The organism is Sphingobium sp. SG1, from assembly GCF_057063145.1.
Genome location: NZ_JBVVOJ010000015.1, coordinates 83,390 through 106,443 on the forward strand (window position 1 = coordinate 83,390; position 23,054 = coordinate 106,443).

The 23,054-nt window shown below is 64.9% G+C and carries 20 protein-coding genes and 1 pseudogene; 9 read left to right on the top strand and 12 right to left on the bottom strand.

Going from position 1 to position 23,054, the window contains the following annotated elements; all coding sequences use genetic code 11:
* Nucleotides 1-78: 78 nt before the first annotated feature.
* Nucleotides 79-2,307: a TonB-dependent siderophore receptor gene (locus AC0KVN_RS22630; RefSeq protein ID WP_483656393.1), complete on the bottom strand. Its 2,229-nt coding sequence runs from the start codon at nt 2,305-2,307 to the stop codon at nt 79-81.
* Between the two features lie 386 nt (nt 2,308-2,693).
* Here AC0KVN_RS22630 and AC0KVN_RS22635 point away from each other — a divergent pair, with 386 nt between their 5' ends.
* From AC0KVN_RS22635 to AC0KVN_RS22670, 8 genes and pseudogenes are all read left to right on the top strand, one after another.
* Nucleotides 2,694-4,259 (top strand): PepSY-associated TM helix domain-containing protein, encoded by a 1,566-nt coding sequence (locus AC0KVN_RS22635; RefSeq protein ID WP_483656394.1) that lies wholly within the window; start codon nt 2,694-2,696, stop codon nt 4,257-4,259.
* Nucleotides 4,256-4,546, top strand: coding sequence for a DUF3325 domain-containing protein (locus tag AC0KVN_RS22640; RefSeq protein WP_435568157.1), 291 nt, complete (start codon nt 4,256-4,258; stop codon nt 4,544-4,546). The genes AC0KVN_RS22635 and AC0KVN_RS22640 overlap by 4 nt, the downstream gene beginning before the upstream one ends.
* Nucleotides 4,543-4,839 (top strand): hypothetical protein, encoded by a 297-nt coding sequence (locus AC0KVN_RS22645; protein WP_435568158.1) that lies wholly within the window; start codon nt 4,543-4,545, stop codon nt 4,837-4,839. The genes AC0KVN_RS22640 and AC0KVN_RS22645 overlap by 4 nt, the downstream gene beginning before the upstream one ends.
* 2 nt (nt 4,840-4,841) lie before the next feature.
* Nucleotides 4,842-5,096 (top strand): hypothetical protein, encoded by a 255-nt coding sequence (locus AC0KVN_RS22650; protein ID WP_435568159.1) that lies wholly within the window; start codon nt 4,842-4,844, stop codon nt 5,094-5,096.
* The gene (locus tag AC0KVN_RS22655) at nt 5,093-7,147 is read left to right on the top strand and encodes a TonB-dependent receptor plug domain-containing protein (protein WP_435568160.1); all 2,055 of its coding nucleotides are present in this window, start codon (nt 5,093-5,095) and stop codon (nt 7,145-7,147) included. The genes AC0KVN_RS22650 and AC0KVN_RS22655 overlap by 4 nt, the downstream gene beginning before the upstream one ends.
* Nucleotides 7,144-7,506: a hypothetical protein gene (locus tag AC0KVN_RS22660; protein WP_435568161.1), complete on the top strand. Its 363-nt coding sequence runs from the start codon at nt 7,144-7,146 to the stop codon at nt 7,504-7,506. The genes AC0KVN_RS22655 and AC0KVN_RS22660 overlap by 4 nt, the downstream gene beginning before the upstream one ends.
* Before the next feature lie 158 nt (nt 7,507-7,664).
* Nucleotides 7,665-9,812 (top strand): TonB-dependent receptor, encoded by a 2,148-nt coding sequence (locus tag AC0KVN_RS22665; protein WP_435568162.1) that lies wholly within the window; start codon nt 7,665-7,667, stop codon nt 9,810-9,812.
* 114 nt (nt 9,813-9,926) lie between these two features.
* Nucleotides 9,927-11,264, top strand: a pseudogene (locus AC0KVN_RS22670) (LLM class flavin-dependent oxidoreductase).
* Between the two features lie 62 nt (nt 11,265-11,326).
* On the opposite strand, the gene AC0KVN_RS22675 reads toward AC0KVN_RS22670, so the two are convergent.
* The 8 genes from AC0KVN_RS22675 to AC0KVN_RS22710 form a co-directional block, all read right to left on the bottom strand.
* A complete protein-coding gene (locus tag AC0KVN_RS22675) occupies nt 11,327-11,977 on the bottom strand; it encodes a peroxiredoxin-like family protein (RefSeq protein ID WP_435568163.1) in 651 nt (216 codons plus the stop codon).
* 95 nt (nt 11,978-12,072) lie between these two features.
* Complete coding sequence (locus AC0KVN_RS22680; protein WP_435568164.1) at nt 12,073-12,864, bottom strand: class II aldolase/adducin family protein; 792 nt, start codon at nt 12,862-12,864, stop codon at nt 12,073-12,075.
* A gap of 17 nt (nt 12,865-12,881) precedes the next feature.
* Complete coding sequence (locus AC0KVN_RS22685) at nt 12,882-13,835, bottom strand: ABC transporter substrate-binding protein (protein ID WP_435568165.1); 954 nt, start codon at nt 13,833-13,835, stop codon at nt 12,882-12,884.
* 1 nt (nt 13,836) lies between these two features.
* The gene (locus AC0KVN_RS22690) at nt 13,837-14,925 is read right to left on the bottom strand and encodes an LLM class flavin-dependent oxidoreductase (RefSeq protein WP_048936659.1); all 1,089 of its coding nucleotides are present in this window, start codon (nt 14,923-14,925) and stop codon (nt 13,837-13,839) included.
* A gap of 21 nt (nt 14,926-14,946) precedes the next feature.
* Nucleotides 14,947-16,209, bottom strand: a complete 1,263-nt coding sequence (locus tag AC0KVN_RS22695; protein ID WP_435568166.1) for a rhodanese-like domain-containing protein — start codon at nt 16,207-16,209, stop codon at nt 14,947-14,949.
* The gene (locus tag AC0KVN_RS22700) at nt 16,206-16,820 is read right to left on the bottom strand and encodes a cysteine dioxygenase family protein (protein ID WP_435568167.1); all 615 of its coding nucleotides are present in this window, start codon (nt 16,818-16,820) and stop codon (nt 16,206-16,208) included. Before AC0KVN_RS22700 ends, AC0KVN_RS22695 begins: the two co-directional genes overlap by 4 nt.
* Entirely contained in the window at nt 16,817-17,608 is a 792-nt protein-coding gene (locus tag AC0KVN_RS22705) for an ABC transporter ATP-binding protein (protein ID WP_435568168.1), read from the bottom strand. The genes AC0KVN_RS22700 and AC0KVN_RS22705 overlap by 4 nt, the downstream gene beginning before the upstream one ends.
* 2 nt (nt 17,609-17,610) lie before the next feature.
* Nucleotides 17,611-18,429 (bottom strand): ABC transporter permease, encoded by an 819-nt coding sequence (locus tag AC0KVN_RS22710; RefSeq protein WP_069338654.1) that lies wholly within the window; start codon nt 18,427-18,429, stop codon nt 17,611-17,613.
* A gap of 276 nt (nt 18,430-18,705) precedes the next feature.
* Here AC0KVN_RS22710 and AC0KVN_RS22715 point away from each other — a divergent pair, with 276 nt between their 5' ends.
* Nucleotides 18,706-19,542 carry a LysR substrate-binding domain-containing protein gene (locus AC0KVN_RS22715; RefSeq protein ID WP_435568169.1) on the top strand — a complete coding sequence of 279 codons (837 nt, stop codon included), beginning with the start codon at nt 18,706-18,708 and terminating at the stop codon, nt 19,540-19,542.
* Nucleotides 19,543-19,560: 18 nt separating this feature from the next.
* Here the strand turns inward: AC0KVN_RS22715 and AC0KVN_RS22720 are convergent, their stop codons facing one another.
* From AC0KVN_RS22720 to AC0KVN_RS22730, 3 genes are read right to left on the bottom strand one after another with little or no spacing between them, the layout of a single operon-like run.
* The gene (locus AC0KVN_RS22720; RefSeq protein ID WP_435568170.1) at nt 19,561-20,505 is read right to left on the bottom strand and encodes an NAD(P)-dependent oxidoreductase; all 945 of its coding nucleotides are present in this window, start codon (nt 20,503-20,505) and stop codon (nt 19,561-19,563) included.
* A 4-nt stretch (nt 20,506-20,509) separates the two neighbouring features.
* Nucleotides 20,510-21,685, bottom strand: a complete 1,176-nt coding sequence (locus AC0KVN_RS22725) for an acyl-CoA dehydrogenase family protein (RefSeq protein ID WP_435568171.1) — start codon at nt 21,683-21,685, stop codon at nt 20,510-20,512.
* Nucleotides 21,686-21,689: 4 nt separating this feature from the next.
* Entirely contained in the window at nt 21,690-22,664 is a 975-nt protein-coding gene (locus AC0KVN_RS22730; protein ID WP_435568172.1) for an ABC transporter substrate-binding protein, read from the bottom strand.
* Nucleotides 22,665-23,054 lie beyond the last annotated feature (390 nt).

The following is a 23,054-nucleotide window of genomic DNA, read 5'->3' on the forward strand; positions in this document are numbered from 1 at the left end:
GCTGGCTCCAGACAATCCGAAATTCAGCGCATCGCACGATTGCGGCGCTCGCCAACCATGGCTGGCGAGCGCATGCCTTCAGATTCTGCCGCGCAGGGTCACCAGAATATTGCGCGGATCGCCATAGGCATCGGTCGAGCCCCAGCGGATATCATAGCCGATCGCCTTGTAATAATGCTTGTCGAACAGATTGTTGATGTTGGCCTGAAGATCGAACCGGTCGCTGATCTTGTATCCCAGCATCAGGTCGGCAACGGCATAGCCCCCCTGCTCGACGCGGAAGGCGACATTGTTGAAATTGGCGCCGTTATTGTCGTTGTATATGCGACTCTGCCAGTTAAGTCCGGCGCCGACACGCAGCCGGTCGAGCTTCCCCGGCAGAGTGTAGAAGGTCGACAATTTAGCCATGTGGCGGGGCATGTCGGTGTCGAAATTCTTGCCGCCATTTTCGGGGTTGGTGTCCCGCACAAATTTAATGCTGGTATAGGTATAGCTGAGCGAAATGTTCCAGTCGGGCGTAATCGCGCCCTGAAGCTCGGCATCAATGCCCTTGCTGCGCACCAGGCCAGCAGCCGTCGAGCAACTGCTGGCCGGGAAGCTGGGACAACCGCTCTGATCGGTCGGCACAAATGCCCTATTCCGTTGGTCGATGCGGAAGAGCGCGATCGCCGCATTCAGCGCCCCGTCGAGATATTCGCCCTTGATACCCACCTCGTAGTTCTGGCCGGTGATCGGCTTCAGGATCGTCTGGCTGTCGGCGTCTACGGCAAAGCCCCTGGCCGTCTGCGGCTGGAAAATGTCGGTGAAGCTGGCATAGAAAGAATGATGACGATCGATGTCCAGGATCGCGCCGGCATAGACGGTCTTGTGGGCATCGACCTTGTAATCGCCGGTCGCAGCCGTGCGATTATCATAATCATACCAATCCAGCCGCCCGCCCAGGATGACCTTCAGCCCATCGAACGGATTGAGCCGGGTCGAGGCATAGAGACCGCCCTGGGTGATGACGTTCCGGCTGTAGGTCGTCGGCACGAAATTGGGTCGAGCACCGCTGGCCGGGTCGAAATCGAACATATCGACATCGCCCGCGAGCAGCCCGCCCCCGCTGTAATTTTGCGTGCCTGTCGAGGTCTCGCGTCGGCTGGCGCCGAATGTCAGATCATGGTCACGACCAAACAACGTGACCGGCCCGCTGGCATAGAGGTCGACACTGGCCTGATCCTCGTCATAGGCGGCCTGATAGGCGGAATGGGTGAGCGTCAGGTCGGGCCGGCGATAGACATAGGTGCCGGAGAACATGGCATCCTGCCACACCTTCATGCTCGCCAGCCGGACGCTCCAGTCGTGACCGAACCGATGGGTCAGTTCGCCAAAGACAGTGTTCGACTTCTGGCTTTTGCCTTCCCAGTCATAGCTGGGTCGGGTCGAGCGCGGCAGGTCGAGATGCGCGCCGGTAGCGCTGAGCGGCAAGCCGCCCCAGAAGCTGTTGAAGAAATCATCCTGATGGGTGGCGCCCACCATGAGCGTCGTATCAGGGCCGATATCATATTCGCCGATCGCATGGATCAGGCCGCGATGAATGACCTCGCCATCGCGGAAACTGCTGCTGTCCTGATAGGAGCCGATAACCCGCACCCGCAGATCACCGGCCTGATCGACACCGCCCGACATGTCGATCTGCCCGCGATAATTGTCCCAACTGCCGGCCGATCCTTCGAGATTGAGCTGAAAGTCGCGGGTCGGGCGCTTGCGCACCAGATTGATCGCCGCCGATGGATTGCCGCTACCGGTTACAAGGCCCGTAGCGCCGCGCACCACCTCCACCCGGTCATAGATGGCCATATTGGCCTGACTTCCCACGACCCATCCCTGATAGCGGGACGGCAGGCCGTCATACATGATGTTGTCGATATCGAAACCGCGCGCGGTAAAGCTCGGGCGGCCGGGCCCGCTGGAATAGTTGAGGAACAGGCCTGGCGTATTTTTCACCACGTCGGTGATGTTGGTCATCACCTGATCATCCAGTCGCTGGCGGGTGACGACGGTCACCGACTGCGGCGTCTCCCGGATCGACATGGGCAGCTTCGTCGCGGTCTTCATCGACCGGGTCGTGTAAGAGCCGGTCCCCTCGGTAGATGCGGGATCGCTGGTCAACCCATCATCAACGGCCTCCCCTTCGACCCGGACCGACCCGAGCATGACAGCCTGACCATCCTGACTGGCTTGTTCCTGCCCAAACGCAGGCACCGCCGCGGCAACGATACCGCCCCCAGACAGCAACGCCCCCATCCATCTCATATGTCGCATACCAGCCTCTTTATTGCTATTGATTCGCATATGCGAATTAGGGGCTGTGATTTATGCTGTCCAGTACGGGGCATGTTGCGCGTTCGACAAGGACTATTTGCCGGACATGGCAGCCCTTACGACCACAAAAAATCAAACATCTTTTTTTGCAAATAAATCTCATTTGCGTTAATGGCACCATCCCAACGCGACGAGGTGCCAAGCGAGCCACTCGCCATGGGGTATGCAATTTGTAGGCAACGGGGCGGCTTTCCAATATTTCTCGACGTTTTTCTTTGGAAATCCAGTCACGCCAAACGTCAACCAAACAGGGCATTGATGGGCATTAGCGAACAGCGGGACATGCACGAACACAGGTCATCAGAGGTCGCCGGAGGCAAGACATCATGAAGGCATCGCTGCGCCAGACCATGTCGACGCTGCACACCTGGACCGGGCTGCTGCCTGGCTGGCTGCTGTTTGTCATCTTCCTGTTCGGCACGGTTGCGTTCTTCCAGCAGGAAATATCCCAATGGATGCGACCTGAACTGACACCCGCCCCGGTCAGTGATAAGGCAATCGACGCCGCCGACACGATCCTGCGCAAGGAAGGCGCGGGTGCAGACGACTGGACGCTCTCCCTTCCCGGTTCGCGCGGCGGCGAAGGCTTCTCCATCGGCTGGACACCGGCGGGCGGCGACCGCTCAAGTCAGCAGGAACGCATGCTCGACGCGACCAGCGGCGCCCTGACCAGCGTACGCGACACGCGCGGCGGTTTCTTCCTCTATCGCATGCATTTCGACCTTCATTATATGCCGGTCATGTGGGCGCGCCTGCTCGTAAGCCTGGCTGCACTCGCCATGCTGGTCGCGATCCTGAGCGGCGTCGTCACCCACAAGAAGATCTTCACCGACTTCTTCCTGCTGCGCTTCGGCAAGGGCCAGCGCTCCTGGCTCGACGCGCATAATGTGACCGCCGTCCTCGCCCTGCCCTTCTATCTGATGATCACCTATACCGGGCTCGTCACCCTACTCTTCACCCTGATGCCCTGGGCGATCAGCGCCAATTTCCCGTCGACCGACGCCTATTATGAGGCCGCCTTCCCGTCCGGGCCGAAGAGCGAGCCGAGCGAAACCAAGGCCGCCCTGCGCCCGATCCCCGAACTGCTGCAGCGTGCCCGCACTTTGCGTCCCGGTTTCGAGCCCAGCTATGTCAGCATCAGCCATCCTGGCAATGCAGCCGCTATCGTCCGCATCTGGCCCCGTACCGAAACGCTGGGTGGCCACCAGCCGATGCTCTACCTCAACGGCGCCACCGGCAAGCCGCTGGCTGGCCCGCGCGAAGGCGGCGCAGCGACAGCGACCAAGGGGGTGATGGTCGACCTTCATGCGGGCCGCTATGCCAACCCGGCCTTGCGCTGGCTCTATTTCCTCTCCGGCGTGGGCGGCACGATCATGATCGGCAGCGGGCCGGTGCTGTGGACGGTCAAGCGCCGCGCCAAGCTGCCCGACCCGGCCCGGCCCCATTTCGGTTTCCGTCTGGTCGAACGGCTGAACATCGGCGTCATCGCCGGCGCATCGGCAGGGATCGCGGTCTATTTCCTCGCCAACCGGTTGCTCGATCCAGCCATGGCCGGACGCGCCGATTGGGAGGTCAACGCCCTGTTCATCGCCTGGGGTGCGATCTTCGTGTGGAGCCTGGGCCGGCCGGCACGGCAGGCCTGGTTCGAGACGCTGGCCGCCAGCGCCCTGCTCTATGCCGCCATTCCGCTGGCCAATGCCGCCACTTCGGCCCGCGGCCTGCCTGCCAGCATGATGGCGGGTGACGCTATCTTCATCCTGTTCGACCTGATGATGATCCTGACCGCCACCGGCTTCGCCTTTGCCGCCCGCAAGGTGGCGACCCACCAGTCCAAGGCCAAGGCGCGCCGCACGCGCCAGCCCAAGCCAGATTTTCAGGAGGTGCCGGCATGACCCATGTCGCAACAGCCCTGCTGTCGCTCGGCGGTTTTGCGCTGCTGTTTCTGGCGATGGCCCGCCACCAGCAAGACTGGCTTCGTCGCAAGCTGCCCGACCCGCAATCACGCCGGTTGCGCCGCGCAGGCTTTGCGCTGCTGAGCATCGCCTTCCTGATCGCAGGCCTCGGCCTTGGCTGGGGCTATGGCAGTGTCGCCTGGTTCGGTTGGCTGAGCGCCGGCGCCGTCACGATCGTGACGCTCAACTGCAATCGCGAGCGCATCCTCGCGCGGGTGCGGCCATGATCGGGTTCAGCTCTGTCGCCCGTGCGCGCTGGGCCAATGCCGGACGGATCACGGCCTGCACGCTGGGCGCCTATGGCCTGACTGCGCTCGTCTCCGCCGCCCTTTCCCGCCTGCTCGTTCGCCTTGGCACTGATGCTGTCGAAGCCGTCACCGGCGTTACGCTTGCCAGCTTCGCCCTGTTCGCGGTGATTGCGATGAGCGCCTTTCACGCGCGCAATCCGGTGCGGGCCTGGATCATCATGATCCTCCTCGCCCTGCCACCCGCCCTGCTGCTGCTCGCGCTTTCGGAGTAGATATGGCTTCGCTCACTTTCGCCCGCGCGCCACTGAGCGATTATGTCGCGCCGAAATCGACGGCGACGCTGAGTGTCTTGGCCGTTGCTCCGCCGGCTGCGCCACCGGAACCGGCACGCGAAGTGCCGCCCGACCCCGAACAGGTCCAGAAGGAAAAGTCGCAGCCTATGCCCCGGCAACCGCTGCCCAAACCGCCCGAGGATGTGAAGGGCGACAGCATCGAACTAGTCGTGCCGGTCGAGTTTTTCCTGCAATGATGCTGTTTCATGCGCTGATGGCCGGCCTTGCCATGACGGCGGGCGCGATGGCGAGCGAACAGGAAGGGGCGCAGGATAATAGTCCGCCGGCCCATCCGCCAATCATCCCGGCCGGCCCTGATCCGGTTTATCCGGCCGATTTCTACGCGCCCTTCCAGCCCCAGACCGCGCTCGACATGCTGGAGCGCACCCCCGGCTTCCTGCTGAGCGAGGGCAACAGCCTGCGCGGTTTTGGCGGCGCGGCTGGCAATGTGCTGATCGATGGCCAGCGGCCTACGGTGAAGGCCGGCGGCATTACCGAGGTGCTGCGCCGGATCGGTGCCGCACGCGTCGAGCGGGTCGTGCTGCTGCGCGGGACCGACGCGGCCGAGGCACAGGGACAGACATTGGTGGCCAATGTCATCCTGCGCACCGATGGGGGCGGATCGGGCAATGCCTCGCTGAAGCTCAGCCATACCCGCGACGGCCGAATATCGCCCTCTGCCCAGATCAGCCATGCACGCAAGATTGCCGGCTGGCAGAGCAATGTGGAACTGTCGGTCGAGCAGGTCCGCTATCCGATCGACGGCATCTACCATATCAGCGACGGCAATGGCATGCCGACCGAGACGCGGCATGAGCGCATCATCGGCAAGGCGCCGGAGATAGGGCTTGCGGCATCGACATCGGGCGCGCTGGCCGGCGGTACGCTGACGCTCAATGTGCGGCTCAATCGGGATGGCTATGAATCCGACCGGGCGATCATGATCATCCCGACGGACAGTACAGCGATGATCGAGCGGACCATCGGCTATGACGAAAAGGGGCGCAGTGGCGAGCTGGGGCTCGACTGGACCCGCGCCCTTGGCAAGGACTGGTCGGCAAAGCTGGTGGGGCTTGGCCGGGTCGAACGCCTGTCCACCAGCGAGGACTATGTCGAGCCGGGCTATCGTGGCGTTTCGGCGCTGGCGCAGAAGCCGTTGGAACTGGTCGGTCGCACGACGCTGACGCGGGGGGGCGACCATGTGCTCCGCCCGGAACTAGGGATGGAGATCGCCTATAACCGGCTCAGAAGCGCCCTCGACTATGCGGAGGATAATGGCAGCGGCCTGACCCCGATCACCCTGGCGAATGCCAATAGCCGTGTATCCGAACTGCGGGGCGAGGCCTTTGCCAATGTCACGCTGCGCCTGGGCAAGCGCTGGACGCTGGAAAGCGGCATGGCGTTCGAACTGTCGCGTATCCGCGTTACGGGGGATGCTGCGAACGAGCAAAGCCTGTCCTATTGGAAACCGTCTGCCGCTCTGGTCTGGTCGCCACGCGATACCAGCCAGTTGCGACTGGGCATTCGCCGCACGGTCGATCAGCTCGACTTCGGCGACTTCGCCGCATCGGTAAATCAGGCCGACGGCCGGCCGCTCGGTGGAAACGCGCAATTGCGCCCAGCCCGCGTTACCCGCGCCCTTGCCCGTGCCGACCATCGCTGGGGCAAGGGCGGCGCGCTGGCGGTCGAGGCCTATCATCAATGGCATCGGGGGATGCTCGGCTATCTCCTCCTCCCCACCGGCGACGAAGCGCTGGGGACGATCGGCAATGCCCGGCAATGGGGCATCAGCACGCAAGCAACCCTGCCGCTCGATGCCGCCCTGCGTGGCGCGCGGCTGACGCTCGACGGTACGCTACGGGGATCGCGCATGCGCGACCCTGTAACCGGAGACAACAGGAAGATGGACGATATCGCGCCACGCAGCCTGACCGCCGAGTTCCGCCACGACGTGCCGAAACTGCGTTCATCCTGGGGGATCAGCTATACCGCCGCCGAACAGGGCGATGTCTTCTACACCGGTGAGCGACTGACCTGGCGCGACGATGCCGCATGCGATGCCTATGTCGAAACCACGGCGCTGGCCGGATTCAAGACGACGCTGCGGGCCAGCGCGCTCAACGGTCAGGATTATCATCGGCTGCGCCGCTTCTACAGTCCAAGCCGGGCAGGCAGCTATAGCGGGCAGGAACAGCGCAACCAGTGGGAGGGTGCCGTCGTCTCTCTGACATTGGCGCGTGCGCTGTGAACCGCTCCACCCTGCCCCTCCACCGCCGCACGCGGACCGAGCGCCGGGTGCTCGCGATGCTGCGGGGCGAGGAGCAGCGGATCGGTCTCGCGGCCATCGACAGCTTTGCCCGCCTGCGCCAGCTCGCCATCGAATGCGGCCTCCGAATCCAGCCGCCCGGCACCCGCTATGTCAGTGACGACGAACTGGTCCTGCTTGCCTCGTTGGCCGATGCGCAACGCCTCAGCTCTGCCCCCACAATACCCTTGGACGAACGGCTGACCGCCGATACCCGCTCCTGCGCGGAGCTGCTGATCCGGAATAATCTGCGGCTATCGCCCCTGACTCTTTATAGCGGGCGCGGAGCACGCCGAAGCTGACCACAGCCGATGATCGGCGCCACCATCTCTGCCGCGCAAATCTATGAGCCATTCTCCCGCCACATTGCCCGAACTCATTTGCGCAAATTGTCTACAACTTTAGTTGACAGTCAACGCTCGGCCCCAAGCCGCGGCGGATCACGGTTGAGTGGGGAACAATGAGAAAAGGGATTTTCCTGGGCGCCAGCGGCGGCGCGATCATGGCTGCGGCAATGGCCGGGTCGGCCTGGGCACAGGCGCCCGCGCCGGAAGAGGATGGCGACGCCGGTGGCGGCATCATCGTCACCGCCGAACGGCGCGCCACGGATCTTCAGAAGACGGCGATCGCAATCTCTGCCTTCACGCCCGAGACGCTGGAGCAGCGCAACATCACCAATGTCCGCGACCTGGCCGGCCAGGTACCCAACCTCTTCGTCGCGCGGACATCGATCAGCCACACCACCCAGACCTTCTCGCTGCGCGGCGTGGGCGAATCCGATCCGATCCAGGAGCCGGTGCTCGCCATCTATGTCGATGACGTCTACATCCCCCGTCAGATCGCCTCGATGAGCGAATTTGTCGATCTGGAACGGATCGAGCTGCTGCGCGGGCCGCAGGGGACGCTTTATGGCCGCAACTCGTCGGCCGGTGCTTTGCGCATCATTACCCGCGCGCCCGACGAGACCACCCATGTCACCGCCGAACTGGGCTATGGCAGCTATAATGACGTACAGGGCCGGGCGCTGGTCAGCGGCAAGATCGCGGGCGACCTGTCGGGCAGCATCGCCTGGATTCATCGCACCCGTGACGGCGTCACTTACGACCCGACGCTGGGCCATGACGTCAACCGGATCGACCTCGACGCCTGGCGCGGCAAGCTGCGCTATACCGGCATCGCCAATCTCGACGCGCTGCTGACCGTCAATATCCTGCGCGACCGTAGCGATACGCGATCCTATATCCCCGTCAATCAGACCGGCAGCTTCAGCCGTCGTCGATCCTATTCGGAGGTCGAACCGGACCAGCATCTCAATTCGCGCAGCGCGTCGCTGCGGCTGGTCTATGACCTGTCGCCTAATCTCTCTATCAAGTCGATCAGCGCCTATACCGGCTTCAACCTCAACCCCGTCAATTACGAGAATGACGGCGAGGCCGCGCTGATCCAGAAGAACCTAATCCATTATAATGACCGGGCCTTCAGCCAGGAGGTGCAGCTGAACGGCGACTTTGGCGACCTCAGCTTCACCAGCGGCCTCTTCTACCTGCACGAACGTTTCTTCGTGGAGCGTGACGGCTTCAGCCGCACCGGCACGGCCGCGACCGCCCCGGTCAACCGGTTGCGCGCCCACAACATCACTTACACCGATGCCTATGCTGTGTTCGGCGAGGGCACCTGGAAGGCAAACGACATATTCAGCCTGACCGCCGGCCTGCGCGGCACGATCGAAAAGAAGCGCTTCGTCTTCGACAACAAGGTGATCGACGATGATCGCAATGTCGTGGCCCAGTCGATCGCCGGCGAGGCGGAAAAGACCTGGAAGGCGCTGACACCGAAATTGTCGGTGCAGGCGCAATGGACGCCCAATCTGCTCAATTACCTCACCTATTCGCGCGGGTTCAAATCGGGCGGGTTCGACAATCGCGCGACCCGGCTGGACCTGGCTACCCTGCCCTTCGATCCGGAAAAGGTCTCGACCTATGAAGGCGGCCTCAAGGCCACCTTGTTCGGCGGCGCGCTGCGCAGCAATCTCGCCATCTTCTACAATGATTACAAGGATCTCCAGGTATCCTTCTACGACCCTGCCTATGTCGGATCACGCCGCGGCAATGCCGGCAAGGCGCATAGCTGGGGCGTGGAGCTGGAAAATGACCTGCGCCTGTCGGATCGCTTCTCGCTTCAGGCATCGGCCGGCTACCTCAAGGCCATTTATGACGATTACAAGGGTGCGGGGGGCAATGGCGTGGACGCCGATGGCAATCCGCTGCTGAACGCGCCCAAATGGTCCCTGTCGGGCGGCGCCAATTATGCGCTGCCGCTGGGCGCATCCGGCAGCACATTGCGCCTGTCGGCCAACGCCCAATATCAGAGCAGCTTCTATCAGAACGCCCTTGCCCGGCCGCAGGACCAGGTGCCGGGCCAAACCTTCGTCAACGGCTCGATTACCTGGATATTGCCGGACGACCGCTTCCAGTTCGCCATCCAGGGCAAGAATATCCTGGGCGCGAACAAGCCGGTCAGTTCGACCTACATCCCCTCGACCGGGGTCTATTATAAAAATTATGCCGATCCCGCGACGGTGCTGCTGAGCGCCCGCTTCTCCTACTGACGCCTGCCCTATTGGCCCATTTCATATGCGCTTGATGAGTCCGCGTTGGTCGCGCGAACCGTCCGGGCGTAAATGGAATGGGCTCACCCTCCCCTCCAGCAGAAGGACAAGGCCATGGCCCGTTCTCCGCATATCAAGCTCGGCTTCATCCTGCATGGCGTCGGCCGCACCTGGCATGACTGGCGCCATCCCGATCGTGACGTGAATGCCAGCACTAGCCTTGCCCGCTATCAGGAACAGGCAGCGACCGCCGAACGCGGCAAGTTCGACTTCCTGTTCGTCGCCGACAGCCTGTCGATCACCGAACGATCCAGCCCCCATTATCTCAACCGGTTCGAGCCGATCACGATCCTGTCGGCGCTGGCGGCAACCACCAGCCGGATCGGCCTGGTCGGCACGCTGACGGTCAGTTACTCCGAGCCCTTCAACGTCGCGCGGCAATTCGCCTCGCTCGATCATCTGAGCGGCGGGCGCGCCGGCTGGAACGTCGTGACGTCCTGGCTGGGCGACACCGCCGCCAATTTCAGCAAGAGCGAACATCCCGCCCATGCCGTGCGCTATCGCATCGCCGCCGAATATCTCGATGTGGTCCAGGGCCTGTGGGACAGCTGGGAAGACGGCGCCCATGTCGCCGACAAGGAAAGCGGCCAGTTCGTCGATCCCGATCGGCTGCATGCGCTCGACCATAAGGGCGAGTTCTTCCAGGTGCGCGGGCCGCTCAACATCAAGCGCACGCCGCAGGGCCAGCCGGTGATCTTCTAGGCCGGCGCGTCGGACGATGGCCGCAACTTCGCCGCCCGCCGGGCCGAGGTGATCTTCACCCATGCCGAGACGATCGAGGCGGGCCACGCCTATTATGCCGACGTGAAGGCGCGGGCGAAGGGCTTTGGCCGGGACGCCGACCAGTTGTTCATCCTGCCGGGCATCGCCGCGATCGTCGGTGACAGCGATGAGGAGGCCGAGGCGCGCTACCGCGAACTCGCCGCGCTGGAGTCGATCGACACCGGCCTTGGCTTCCTGTCGCGCACCTTCAACGACCATGATTTCCGCCAATATGATCTCGATGCCCCCTTCCCCGATGTCGCGCATCTGGGCCTCAACAGCCAGCAGAGCGGGACGCTGCGCATCCTGGCCGAAGTCGAGGCGGAGGGGCTGACGCTGCGCCAGGTGGCCGAACGGCTGGCGACGCCGCGCGGCGCCTTCGTGGGCTCGGCCGAAACGGTGGCGGATCAGTTGCAGCGCTGGTTCGAAAGTGGCGCGGCCGACGGCTTCGTCCTGTTCGAGCCGCTGCCGGGGCAGTTGGCCCTGTTCGTCGACAAGGTGATCCCGATCCTGCAGCGGCGCGGCCTGTTCAGGACCGATTATGAGGGCACGACCTTCCGCGAGCATCTGGGCCTGTCGGTGCCGGACAATCGCTACAGCGTTGCGCGCGAGGCCAAGTCGGCCGCCTGATCCACTCGAACAAAAAGGCGCCCGGCACATCGATTGCCGGGCGCCTTTTTTGTTTCTGGCGTTCAGCGCAGCCAGGCGAGGATGTCGTCCGCCTCTGGCCGGTCGAGCCAGTCGGGGCTGACCTGCAAGCGCTGCACCACCCGGCCCGGCCCCAACAGCAGCACGGCGGGCTGCGGCAATTCCCAGCTGCCCGTGCCGGTCACCTCGCCAATCCAGCCGGCGGGCGGCGGCGACGGGCGATCATCGGGGACGAAGGCGATGCCAAGCAGGCGGGCGAGCTGATTGTCGCGATCGGTCGCGACAGCGAAGGGCAGATCATGGCGGCGCTTGATTTCCGCCAGCCGATCGGGCTGCTGTGGGCTGAGCGCGACCAGCGAGATGCCGCGCGCCCGTAGCACCGGCCAGAGCGTTTCGGCATAATAGGGCAAGGCGATGTTGCAGGCCGGGCAACCGGCGAAGCGGAAGAAGATCAGCAAGGCCGATCCCTGCGCCGTCAGCGCGTCGAGCGTCAGGGTGCCGCCATCGACATCATCAAACCCCAGATCGGGCAGGACATCGCCGGGCTGCGCCACTGTCGCGGCATCGAAGCGCGCCACCAGTTGCTGCCGCTGCGCCGCGTTGCGCGCCAGTTGGGCGGGCGGCCAGTCCCGTTCCCGTTCTGCCTGAAGCGCGGCATAGCGCGCCCTCAAATTGTCGCCGACGATCGTCGCCATCTGCCTGTCTCCTTTGCTGGAGATAGGAAAATGGCGCCGCGTGTGACGCGACGCCAATGAGACTTGGCGGAAAGCCGCCGATTAATCCTTATAGATCAGGCGTCATAGCCCGCTGCCTGGCGCGATGCCTTGCGCAGCGCCGCTTCCCAGACCAGATCATAATGGGTGCGCCGTCCCTCGACCGGTTGGCGCTCGCGCGACATCTGGCGCTTCACTTCCGCCTGCGCCTCCTCCGGCGCGATCAGCACATTGTCGCGCCCGACGCTGAGCGAACGAACCTGTGCGGTGCAGGCGGATTCCAGCTGATAGATGCCGCTCCACGCCTCACCGGGGCTTGCGCCGAGCGCCAGCGTGCCGTGGTTGCGCAGCAGCATGACCTTGGTATCGCCCAGATCCGCCACCAGCCGCTCGCGCTCGTCCAGGTTCAGCGCCACGCCTTCATAATCATGATAGGACAGGCGCGGGATCAGGGCCAGCGCGCGCTGGTTCAAGGGCAGCAGCCCTTTGGCATGTGCGGACACCGCCATACCGTCGGCGCTGTGAAAATGAGCGATATAATGGGCGTCGTCGCGCGCGCCGTGGATCGCCGAATGGATGACATAGCCCGCATAGTTGATGCCATAGTCGCTCTCCCCGACGACATTGCCGTCGAGGTCGACCTTGACCAGGCTGGATGCGGTGATCTCGTCGAACATCAGGCCGAACGGATTGATCAGGAAATGATGGTCCGGGCCCGGCACGCGGGCGGAAATATGGGTGTAGATGAAATCATCCCAGCCATAGAGCGCCGAGAGGCGATAGAAGGCGGCGAGATCGACCCGCACCTTCCATTCGGCTTCGCTGATGCCGGTGCGCGAAAAACGATCATCCTTGAGGATGGTGGCCATGGGGAAAGCTCCTTGCGTCAGGATCCGAAACTGGTGTCGAAGGCCTGCGCCACGTCCCGTTTGGGATCGATCAGGCCGGCGCGGCGGTAGCGGTCGACGATCGCCTGTTCATGGGCGATCACCTTGGCATCGACGGGCTGCGAAATGCGGTTGCTGCGTTCGAAACTGGCGCGGGCGATGTCCGTCGGCAGGCCGGTTTCCCTGGCCAGAACGGCGGCGAACTGGTCGGGATGGGCGCGCGCCCAGGCAACCGCCTTCGCCTCACGCTTCAGGAAATCGGCCAGCAGCGCACGCTTGGGCGCGATCGAGGCATCATGGGCGATGTCGATATAGAGCGGCAGGCCATAATCCCTGGCATCGACGACCGCCCACGCGCCTTCCTTGACCGCGACATTGGTATAGGGGGTCCAGGTCGACCAGGCGTCGATCGATCCACTGTCGAAGGCAGCCTTGGCATCGCCCGGCGGCAGGAAGGTGACCTTGACCTTGTCGGCGGGGATATGCGCCCGCTCCAGCGCCTGGAGCAGCAGGTGATGGCCGATCGATCCGCGCGTGGTGGCGATCGTCCTGCCGACCAGATCCTGGGCAGATCGGATGGGCGAGCCATTTTTCACCAGGATCGCCAGCGCCTCGGCCGCCTGGTTGGCGGGTGCCTGCACCGCGATCGCCTTGACCGGGCTGCCGCTCTGATAGGCGAAGATGAAGGGCGCGTCGGCGGCAAGGCCAAGGTCCGCGGCGCCACCACCGACCGCTTCCAGCAGCGGCTGGGCGGCGGGAAATTCCGACCATTCGACCTTGTAGGAGGCGCCGTCTAGCGCGCCAGAGGCAAGCATCATCGCCTTGACCTGCCCCTTCTGGTTGGCGACGCGCAGCACCGGCACCTGTTCAGTGCGATATTGGGTGACAGCGAAGGCGACACCGGCGGAGGCGATCAGCGCGCCGACGATCAGGATCGATTTCTTGCTCGCCATGTCAGCCCGCGAGCGCGACGTCGACCTTCTCCCGCTCGGCCACCTTGCGGCGGACGACCGGCAGCAGTTCGCGGCCATAGAGGATGGAATCGCCCAGCGGATCGAAACCGCGGATCAGGAAATGATCGATGCCGATGTCATAATAATCGAGCATCGCATCGGCCACCTGTTCGGGCGTGCCGACCAGGCCGGTGGAATTGCCGGCCGCGCCGGTGAGCGCAGCGACGCCGGTCCACAGCCGCTTGTCCTGCCGGTTGGCCCTGGCCGCCTCCAGCAGGCGCAGCGATCCGACATTGGGCGGGCGATGGCCGGTCAGCGGAAGTCCGGCGGCGACCCGATTGGCGCGCACCTGCTCCTCAATCTCCGCCGCGCGCTTCCAGGCCGCTTCCTCGGTATCGGCGATCACCGGGCGCAGCGACAGCGAGAAGCCGGGATTGCGGCCATGACGGGCGGCGGCACGGCGCACCTGGCGTACCGTATCCTGCACCGCTTCGAGCGTTTCACCCCAGAGCGCATAGACGTCGGCATGGCGCCCGGCGACCTCGATCGCCTCAGCCGAGGAACCGCCGAAGAAGACCGGCAGATTGTCCGGCTTGATCGCGCTGAAGGCCTGGCGAATGTCGTAGAAGTCGCCGCGATGGTCGAACGGCTGGGCCGCCGTCCATTCCTGGCGCAGGATGGTCAGATATTCGTCGGTGCGCTGATAGCGCTGGGCCTTGACCGTGCCGGTGTCACCATCGCGTGCCATTTCATCGTCCGCGCCGCCGGTGATGATGTGGACCGCGACCCGCCCGCCAGACAGCTGGTCGAGCGTCGCCAGCTGGCGCGCGGCCACGGTCGGCTGGGTGAAACCGGGGCGATGGGCGACAAGGAAACCAAGCTTGCTGGTCAGCGCAGCGGCATGGGCCGCGACAATCTGGCTTTCCGGACTGTTGGAGCCGAAGGGGATGAGGACACGGTCGAAGCCGCCCTCCTCCTGCGCCCTGGCTGCGGCCTCGACATAATCCTTGTCGAGCACGCGGCTGCGCACCGCCGCCTGGGTTTCCGAGCCATTGTTGAAGCCGATATAGCCGATGAACTTGACGCTCATGGGGTCATTCCTTCCCGCTGATCAGATGACGTAGAAGCCGTGGGTGCCGTCCTTTTCGAGCTGGGCGACAAGGCCATATTCCCAATCGAGATAGGCCTGCATCTTCTCGGCCTTGTTGTCGGTGCCCTCATAGGGGCGCTTGTAGCGGCCCTCGGGTCCACGCGGCGCCGGCGCGCCGTCACTGCCGCGTTCCAGCACCACCGCCGACCAGTCGACGGACAGGACATAGACTTCCCAGCCAAGCTGGGCGAGCCAGGAGGCGCTCATGTCGGCACGCGGGCCAAGATCGTCGGTGACGACGATGCGGGCGCCGCGCACCGGGGCATTATGGTCGGTTTCCTGCACCATCTGGCCGCCCTGCGCATTGCGGAAGCCGGGCAGATGCCCCGCCTCATATTCACGCGGCTGGCGGACGTCATAGAGATAGAGGGTCCGGGCGATGTCGGCCTTCAGATGCTCCAGATCGTCCCAGCCGATCCACTTGACCCCGGCGCGATAGGCGACGTCGCGGGCATGGGCACGGGCCGCCTCGATCGCCTTGCCATCGACCTCCGGCGCGGCACGCACCTGGCCGGTTTCCAGCCCCTGCCCGGCCAGCGCCCAGCCGATCGTGCCGTTGCGCAGCGCATAGACCTTGTTCGGCAGGCCGGCATTGACCAGCGACTGGGTGCCGATGATCGACCGGGTACGGCCGGCGCAATTGACGATGATGGTGGTATCGGGATCGGGCGCAATGGTTCCGGCGCGCAGCACCAGTTCGGCGCCGGGCACGCTGGTCCCGGTCGGGATGCTCATCGTGTGATATTCGTCATAACGGCGCGCGTCGAGGATCGCGATGTCGGCCTTCTCGTCGATCAGCGCCTGCACATCTTCGGCTGCGAGGCTGGGCGTATGGCGGCGATGCTCGACCAGTTCGCCGAACGCCTTGGAGTAACTGTTCACATCCTCGAACAATTCATAACCGGCATCGCGCCATGCGCTGAGCCCGCCCTCCAGTTCGCGGACGTCGGTATAGCCAAGCCCCTGCAGCCGCACGGCCGCGCGGCGCGCCAGCCCCTCGCCCGCATCATAGACGATGATCGGCGTGTCGAGCCGGGGGATGCGCCAGCGCGCTTCCTCATCGATGCGGCGCAGCGGGATCTGGGCAGCGAAGAGCGGATGGCCCTGCGCAAAATCATGCTCCTCGCGCACGTCGATCAGGGCGATCTCGTCGCGGGCGATCAGCGCGGTGCGGATATCGGCCGGGGTAGCGACCTCTATGCGGTCCAATATGTCGGTGGTCATGCGTTTCTCGATCTGTCCCAGAGGTTGGGGATGACGCGGTTGGCGTATCCGGAGATGAAGCTTTTGGGCGCGCCGTCGGCAGCGAAGGTCGCGCGCTCGACCGCGCCGATATTGCCGCCATAGACATGGATGCTGACCGACGGGGCGTCGGCCCGGCCATTGGAGACGCGGTGAATGTCACCGATCCGGGGCGAGACGGCATCAACCTCGCCCTCGCGCAATATGTCGGTGCCCTGGGCGACCAGCCCGCCACCCGGCAGCCGGTGAAACCGCTCGACCTGCTCGCTGCCGCGCAGCACGCCGACTAGCCCCCAGACGCCATGGTCATGGATCGGGGTCGACTGGCCCGGTCCCCAGACGAAGCTGACGATGCTGAACCGCTCGCGACTGTCGCAATGAAGCAGATATTGCTGATAGCGATCGGGATCGGGCCGGGCATATTCGGACGGCAGCCAGTCGTCGCGGGCGATCAGCCGGGCGAGCAACGTGCGGCCACTTTCCAGCAGCGCCTGTTCGTCGCGGGTGCAGGCGATCAGATCGGCCAATGCCGTGACGAAACCGCGTAGGCGGCTGGTATCGACCGGCCGGTCGATCGTGGTGACCGCGTTCATTCCGCCGCCTCCGCCTGGCGGGCGAAGGGCACGACACCCTCACCATGATGGTCGCCGCCCAGATGGGACAGAAGCTGTTCGCGCAGTCGGCCGGCAAGACCCGACCGTTCGCCGCGCGCCGCGTGGATGCGCTCCTCCGCGACGATCCGTCCCTTGTCGAGCACCAGCACCCGGTCGGCCAGCGCAATCGCTTCCTCGACATCATGGGTGACGATCAGCACCGCCGGCCGGTGCGTCCGCCAGAGCGAGAGAACGAGGTCGTGCATGCGATAGCGGGTCAGCGCGTCGAGGGCGGCAAAGGGCTCGTCGAGCAGCAGCAATTGGGGCTCGCGCACCAGTGCGCGGGCGAGCGCGGCGCGCTGCGCCTCGCCACCGGACAGGGTGAGCGGCCAGGCGTCGAGCCGATGGCCCAGGCCGACCTCCTTCAGCGCGGCTTGCGCACGGTCGCGGATGGCGCCGCCCTTCAGGCCCAGCGCGACATTCTTCCAGACCGGCTTCCATGGCAGCAGCCGGGCGTCCTGAAATACCACGGCGCGGCTGTCGGGCACCTCCACATCCTGCGCGCCAGCATCGTCCAGCCCAGCGAGGGTGCGCAGCAAGGTGGTCTTGCCCGATCCCGACCGGCCCAGCAGGGCGATGAACTCGCCCGGCGCGATTTCCAGGTCCAGTCCGTCGATGATGCGGTTGGCGCCAAAGCTGCGGGTGAATTGCTGCAGGCGGACGACCGGTTCGGGATGCGGCTGGTGCGCCGCGCTGTCGATGGTGGAAAAGCCGAGGCGCGCGTCCATGATCAATTCTCCACTATGCTGGGGCGCCAGACGAGGGCGCGGGCTTCGAGGGACCGGACCAGCCAGTCGGCGCCAAGGCCGAGAATGGCGTAGACCATGAGGCAGACGACGATGATGTCGGTGCGCATGAAGTCGCGGGCATTGTTGATGAGATAGCCAAGCCCGGCCGAGGCGTTGATCTGTTCCGCCACCACCAGCACCAGGATCGAGATGGAGAGCGCATAGCGCAGCCCGACCAGCAGCGAGGGCAAGGCGGCGGGCAGCACGACATGCCAGACCTGTTCCCAGCGGCTGAGGCCGAAACTCTTGGCCGCATCGAGCAGGCGCGGATCGACGCCGCGAATGCCGGCATAGAGGTTGAGATAGACCGGAAAGATGGTGCCGAAGGCGATCAGCGCGATCTTGGGCGTCTCGCCAATGCCGAACCAGACGATGAACAGCGGCGTCAGCGCCAGCGCGGGAATGGTCCGCTTGATCTGCATCAGCGGGTCGATCGCCAGTTCCGCGCCGCGCGACAGGCCCGCTGCCAGCCCCAGCGCCAGCCCCAGGCCGACGCCGATCAGCAGGCCGACCGCGACGCGGGCGAAGGAGACGAGCAGGTTGGAGGGCAGTTCGCCGCTCAGCACCATCTGGATCAGCGTGCCGATCACGGCGGAGGGCGCGGCCAGCGTGCGTTCCGGGATGAGGCCCGTGCGCGAGCCCAGTTCCCACAGCAAAAGTAACAGCAAAGGTGACAGCCATCGGCCGCCGAAGCGAGCGAGGGAGAAGCGGCGTCTGGCGCGCTGCGACGGCGTGTCGCCCCTTATTGCCAATGCGGTCATGTCCATCCGTCATGCTGGTGAAGTCGCCTTCATCCAACATCAATTCTCTACTCATTCAATTGAGTTTTATCCGACGGGCCTATGAGGGAAAATCATAGGTGGTCATTCGCCGCTGATTCCGGCCCGATTCCGGGCATTTCGGCGCGCGACGAGCGGGATAGCTTTTCCTGCCCCCGGACAAACTCTACTATTTTGATTGATATATTGGCATGGATCATAAGCACAGGCCCGTGCCCGGCATCGGATCGGCCCCTTTCACCATCAGAAGGATATGCCGTGCCGGTCAATTTGCCGACCAATCTCCTGCGCAGCTTTGTCGCGATCGTCGACACCGGGTCGATGCTCAATGCGTCGGAACAGGTGTTCGTCACCCAATCCGCCCTCAGCCTGCAGATCAAGCGGCTGGAGGAACTGGTCCAGCAGTCGCTGTTCCTGCGCGAAGGCCGCCGCCTGCACCTGACCGCGGCGGGCGAGGTGCTGCTCGACTATGCGCGCCGGGTGCTGAGCCTGCATGACGAGGCGGTGGCGGCGGTCAGCGCCGGACGCTTTGCCGGCCCGGCGCGGATCGGCATGGTCCAGGATTTTGCCGACAGCCTGCTTTCGGGCCTGCTCTCCCGCTTTGCCGAGCTGCACCCGGACGCACAAATCTATGCGCGGGTCGCGGGCACGGCGGAGTTGCAGGCGCTGCTCGACCGCCGCGAACTGGACATCTTGCTGGGCTTTGCCGCGCCCAATGACGGCAGCGCGGTCACGGTGGCGCCGATGAGCTGGTATGGCACGGCCGAACTGGTCGAGCGCGACACGATCCCGCTGGCGGTGCTGGAGGAGCCGTGCCGTTTCCGCGAGGCGGCGATCCGCGCGCTGGAGGATATGGGGCTGCAATGGCGGATCGCGGTCGAGACACCCAACCTCGCCACGCTGCGCGCAGCGGTGGCCGCAGGGCTGGGCATCACCGCACGGACCCATTTGTTCCAGGATGACATGACGGTGCTGGAGCATGAGCGGCTGCCCACCCTGCCCCGCGTCGCCGCGATCCTGCGCACCAGCGACAAGCTGGACCGCGCCGCGCATCGACTGGCGGAACTGGCGCGCGAAACGGTGACCGGGCATTAATGCCCGGTCATCCAGACGTCAGTAACCGCGCGCCGGATCAACGATGTCGGACGGTGCCTCGCCCCGAACGAAGCGGGTCAGGTCGTCCTGGATCTTTTCCAGCAGGCGATGGCGTACCAGTTGGTAATTGCTGGAAATATGCGGGGTCAGCCGCACCTTGGGATGGGTGTAGAGGACATGGCCCTCGGGCAGCGGTTCGGGGTCGGTGACGTCCAGCGTCGCAAAGCCCAGCCGGCCATCGTCCAGCGCCCGCACCAAAGCCGCCTGATCGAGCACCGATCCGCGCGCGACATTGATGAGATGCGCGCCCGGCCGCACCCGCGCCAGCAGCGCATCATCGACAAGATGGCGGGTCTGGGCCGTGGCGGGCACGGCGAGCAGGATATGATCCGCCTCCTCCACCAAAGTGCCGACATCGCCGACCAGTTGCACGCCCGCCACGCTGGGCTGCGCGCCGGATCGCCGCACGCCGATTACTTGCGCGCCCAGCGCCAGGCCGCGCCGCGCCACCGCCGCGCCGATCGCGCCCATGCCAATGATGCCGATGGTCGTTCCCGATACCCGGCCCAGCTGCGCCGGTCCCCATTGCGCCCGCGAACGGACAGTGACGGCATCGAGATTCTTGGCATGGGCATAAATGGCGGCGATCGCATAATCGGCGATCTCCTCCGACGCGACGCCGCGGCCACAGGTGACGAGCGGCGCGTCAAGCAGCCAGTCGGGATAGAAATCGACCCCGACCGAAGCGCTGTAGACCCATTTGAGGCGCCCCGGCCAGGGTGCGGGACGACGCACCTCCGGCGCGCGCCAGGCCGGCGACGGGCGGATCAGCAATATGTCGGCCTCGTCGGCGGCGCTCCAGGGCGCGTCCTCGGCAACGTCGATCAGCACGGGGGCGGACGGATGACGGGCCAGACTCCGGTTGAAATCCGGCTCCATCTGGCTGGCGATGATCAGGGACATGGGCTCAATTCCCCAGCGCCGCGCGACCAGCGGCAATCAGGATGGTGTCGGTCTGCGGCGAATGGATACGGCTGCACAGCACGTCGCGATAATGGCGCTCCAGCGGATTATGGCGGCTGATGCCGGGGTTGCCGGTCAGTTCCAGCCCGATCTCGACCGCGCGGATGGCGTTGGCGGTGGCGACATATTTGATCGCATTGGCCTCGACCGCCGGTGGCGGATCGCCTGCGTCGATCCGCGCGGCGGCGTCGCGCACCAGCGTCCGGTTGACCTGCAACAGCGCCTCGATCTCGCCGAACTTCTCCTGCACGCGCGGCAGGGTAGCGAGCGATGCGGCGAGGTTGCTCGGCACCCGATCGTTGAGATAGGCACGCAGCCAGTCGCGCGCGGCGCGCGCCACCCCGTCATAAATGACCGAGATGGAGAGCGCATTCCACAGCGTCTGGACCGGATCGGGCGCGCCCCATTCCTCCGGCCGGCGAATATCGACCGCATGGTCGGCCGGCGTCGGCGTGTCGGTGAAATGGACGGCATGGCTGACCGTCGCGCGCATCCCCAGATGATCCCAGGCCGGCTCGATATCCACCCCCGGACTGCCGGCGCGAACCAGGAAATTGCCGACGCGCGGGACATCCTCGTCGGTCTTGGCCCAGACCGAATACCAGTCGAGCCCGGTCGATCCGGTCGAGTAGATTTTCGTGCCGCTGATCGCCCAGCCATGGGCCGTGCGCCGCGCGATCGTGGCAGGTAGGCCGCCGCGCACGGGCGTGCCCAGTTCCGGTTCGACCCGCAGCCCGCCGATCAGCCCCCGGCCCGCGACCGCATCGCGCGCCAGCGTCTCGTAGATGTCCGCCGGCCAGCCGCGCGTCCGGTTGGGCGTGGCGTGATAATGATAGGTCATGAACAGGATCAGCGCGGTCGAAGGATCGCCCTTCGCCACCGCCGCCAGCACCCGCAGCGCTTCGGAAACCGACGCGCCCCGCCCGCCATGCGCGCGTGGCACGGTCAGCGCGATCAGCCCCTGTTGCGCCAATATGTCGAAATTGGCGCGGGGAAATTCGGCGCTGCGGTCATATTGCTCCGCATTGGCGGCCAGCAGCCGGGTCAGCCGGTCGAGCTGGTCGGCGGGCACCGGCCCTTCGGGCGGCTGCGGCTGCACGGAAATTGCCTGGGTCGCCATGATATCAGCCTCTCTTGGGAATGGCGTCATTGAAGCGGGCGTCCCATAGCGGGCGGACGTCCACCCGCTTGGGCACCAGCCCGGCCTTGAAGAAGACATCGGCGACCTGCTGCTGCGATCCGATCGCCTCGGGCGTGACCGGGCGCAGTTCATAGGTCGCGCTCTTACGGCGGAACTGGTCGAGCACATAGTCGCGCGGCACGCCGATATCCTGGGCGACGATGCCGGCCCACTCGTCCTGATGCGCCGCCGCCCAGCCGAAGCCCTGCTGCACCAGCGCCAGATATTCGCGGAGGATCGCCGCCTTGTCGGGATCGGCCAGCGCCTCGACATGAGCGGAGACGAGATAATTGCCTGACAGGATACCATGAGCGGTGCGCAATATCCGCGCGCCCTCGGTCGCGATCGCGCGCTGGATCGGAAAGCCATAGATCGCCCAGGCATCGAGCGCCCCTTGCGAGAAGGCTGCGGCGCCATCGGACACGCCCATCGCGACCGGGATGATGTCGTCCCAGCTCAGGCCGACTTCCTCCAGCATGCGGATCAGGAAATATTGGGCGGTGGTGGCGCGGACATAGCCGACGCGCTTGCCCTTGAGGTCGGCGATGGAGCGCGCCTTCGATCCCTTCGGAACCAGCACCACCTGGTTATTGACGTCGCCATGGGCGACCGCAATCTGGCGGAAGCTCTGGATGGTGGAAGCCGCCGCAAAGATGGGCGGAATTTCGCTCATCCCGCCATAGTCGAGCGATCCGCCATTGAGCGCCTCGACCACCAGATGGCCGGACTGGAACTCGCTATAGACAAGGTCGAAACCCTTGGGCTGGATGCCCGCCGCCTTGAACAGCAGCCGCGTGTCCCCGTCACCCTTGCCGGTGATCGACACGCGCAGCTTCGGCCGGCCCTTGCCAGCGGTGCCGCAGGCGGTGAGCAGCAGGCTGCCCGCCGCCGCACCCAGCAGATTGCGTCTGGACAACATCTCAGCGACCGCCGCTCGTTTCTCGCACACTTGCTGCGCTGGGATCACGTTCGAACAGGATTACCGTCGGATCGCGTAGCAATTCGCGCCGGGCCGCCGCCCTGAACCGGGCCAGCCTATCCGTCCACCGCTGCGTCCACGCCATGATATCCAAGTCCTCGTCTGATATGAGAGGACTTTATCTGCCAATTAAGTAGAGATATGTCTGTCAAGCTTTGCTGGGCCGCTTATTAGAAAGCCTTGACCTTCGCAGGGCGTCTGGAGGTGAAGGTTGCGTTGCAGGAGTGGCTGCGGCGGTTGCCGGACTTCGCAGGTAACCGTGGCGCCGAGGCCGCCTTGCGCGGTTGGGGGATGAAGGGCTGATTGCCGCTCGGATAGGGAGCGGCGATG

Bases quoted from the DNA above. Each gene is read 5' to 3' on its own strand.
- AC0KVN_RS22630 (WP_483656393.1), bottom strand. From the start codon at position 2,307: ATGCGACATATGAGATGGATGGGGGCGTTGCTGTCTGGGGGCGGTATC.
- AC0KVN_RS22635 (WP_483656394.1), top strand. From the start codon at position 2,694: ATGAAGGCATCGCTGCGCCAGACCATGTCGACGCTGCACACCTGGACC.
- AC0KVN_RS22640 (WP_435568157.1), top strand. From the start codon at position 4,256: ATGACCCATGTCGCAACAGCCCTGCTGTCGCTCGGCGGTTTTGCGCTG.
- AC0KVN_RS22645 (WP_435568158.1), top strand. From the start codon at position 4,543: ATGATCGGGTTCAGCTCTGTCGCCCGTGCGCGCTGGGCCAATGCCGGA.
- AC0KVN_RS22650 (WP_435568159.1), top strand. From the start codon at position 4,842: ATGGCTTCGCTCACTTTCGCCCGCGCGCCACTGAGCGATTATGTCGCG.
- AC0KVN_RS22655 (WP_435568160.1), top strand. From the start codon at position 5,093: ATGATGCTGTTTCATGCGCTGATGGCCGGCCTTGCCATGACGGCGGGC.
- AC0KVN_RS22665 (WP_435568162.1), top strand. From the start codon at position 7,665: ATGAGAAAAGGGATTTTCCTGGGCGCCAGCGGCGGCGCGATCATGGCT.
- AC0KVN_RS22675 (WP_435568163.1), bottom strand. From the start codon at position 11,977: ATGGCGACGATCGTCGGCGACAATTTGAGGGCGCGCTATGCCGCGCTT.
- AC0KVN_RS22680 (WP_435568164.1), bottom strand. From the start codon at position 12,864: ATGGCCACCATCCTCAAGGATGATCGTTTTTCGCGCACCGGCATCAGC.
- AC0KVN_RS22685 (WP_435568165.1), bottom strand. From the start codon at position 13,835: ATGGCGAGCAAGAAATCGATCCTGATCGTCGGCGCGCTGATCGCCTCC.
- AC0KVN_RS22690 (WP_048936659.1), bottom strand. From the start codon at position 14,925: ATGAGCGTCAAGTTCATCGGCTATATCGGCTTCAACAATGGCTCGGAA.
- AC0KVN_RS22695 (WP_435568166.1), bottom strand. From the start codon at position 16,209: ATGACCACCGACATATTGGACCGCATAGAGGTCGCTACCCCGGCCGAT.
- AC0KVN_RS22700 (WP_435568167.1), bottom strand. From the start codon at position 16,820: ATGAACGCGGTCACCACGATCGACCGGCCGGTCGATACCAGCCGCCTA.
- AC0KVN_RS22705 (WP_435568168.1), bottom strand. From the start codon at position 17,608: ATGGACGCGCGCCTCGGCTTTTCCACCATCGACAGCGCGGCGCACCAG.
- AC0KVN_RS22710 (WP_069338654.1), bottom strand. From the start codon at position 18,429: ATGACCGCATTGGCAATAAGGGGCGACACGCCGTCGCAGCGCGCCAGA.
- AC0KVN_RS22720 (WP_435568170.1), bottom strand. From the start codon at position 20,505: ATGTCCCTGATCATCGCCAGCCAGATGGAGCCGGATTTCAACCGGAGT.
- AC0KVN_RS22725 (WP_435568171.1), bottom strand. From the start codon at position 21,685: ATGGCGACCCAGGCAATTTCCGTGCAGCCGCAGCCGCCCGAAGGGCCG.
- AC0KVN_RS22730 (WP_435568172.1), bottom strand. From the start codon at position 22,664: ATGTTGTCCAGACGCAATCTGCTGGGTGCGGCGGCGGGCAGCCTGCTG.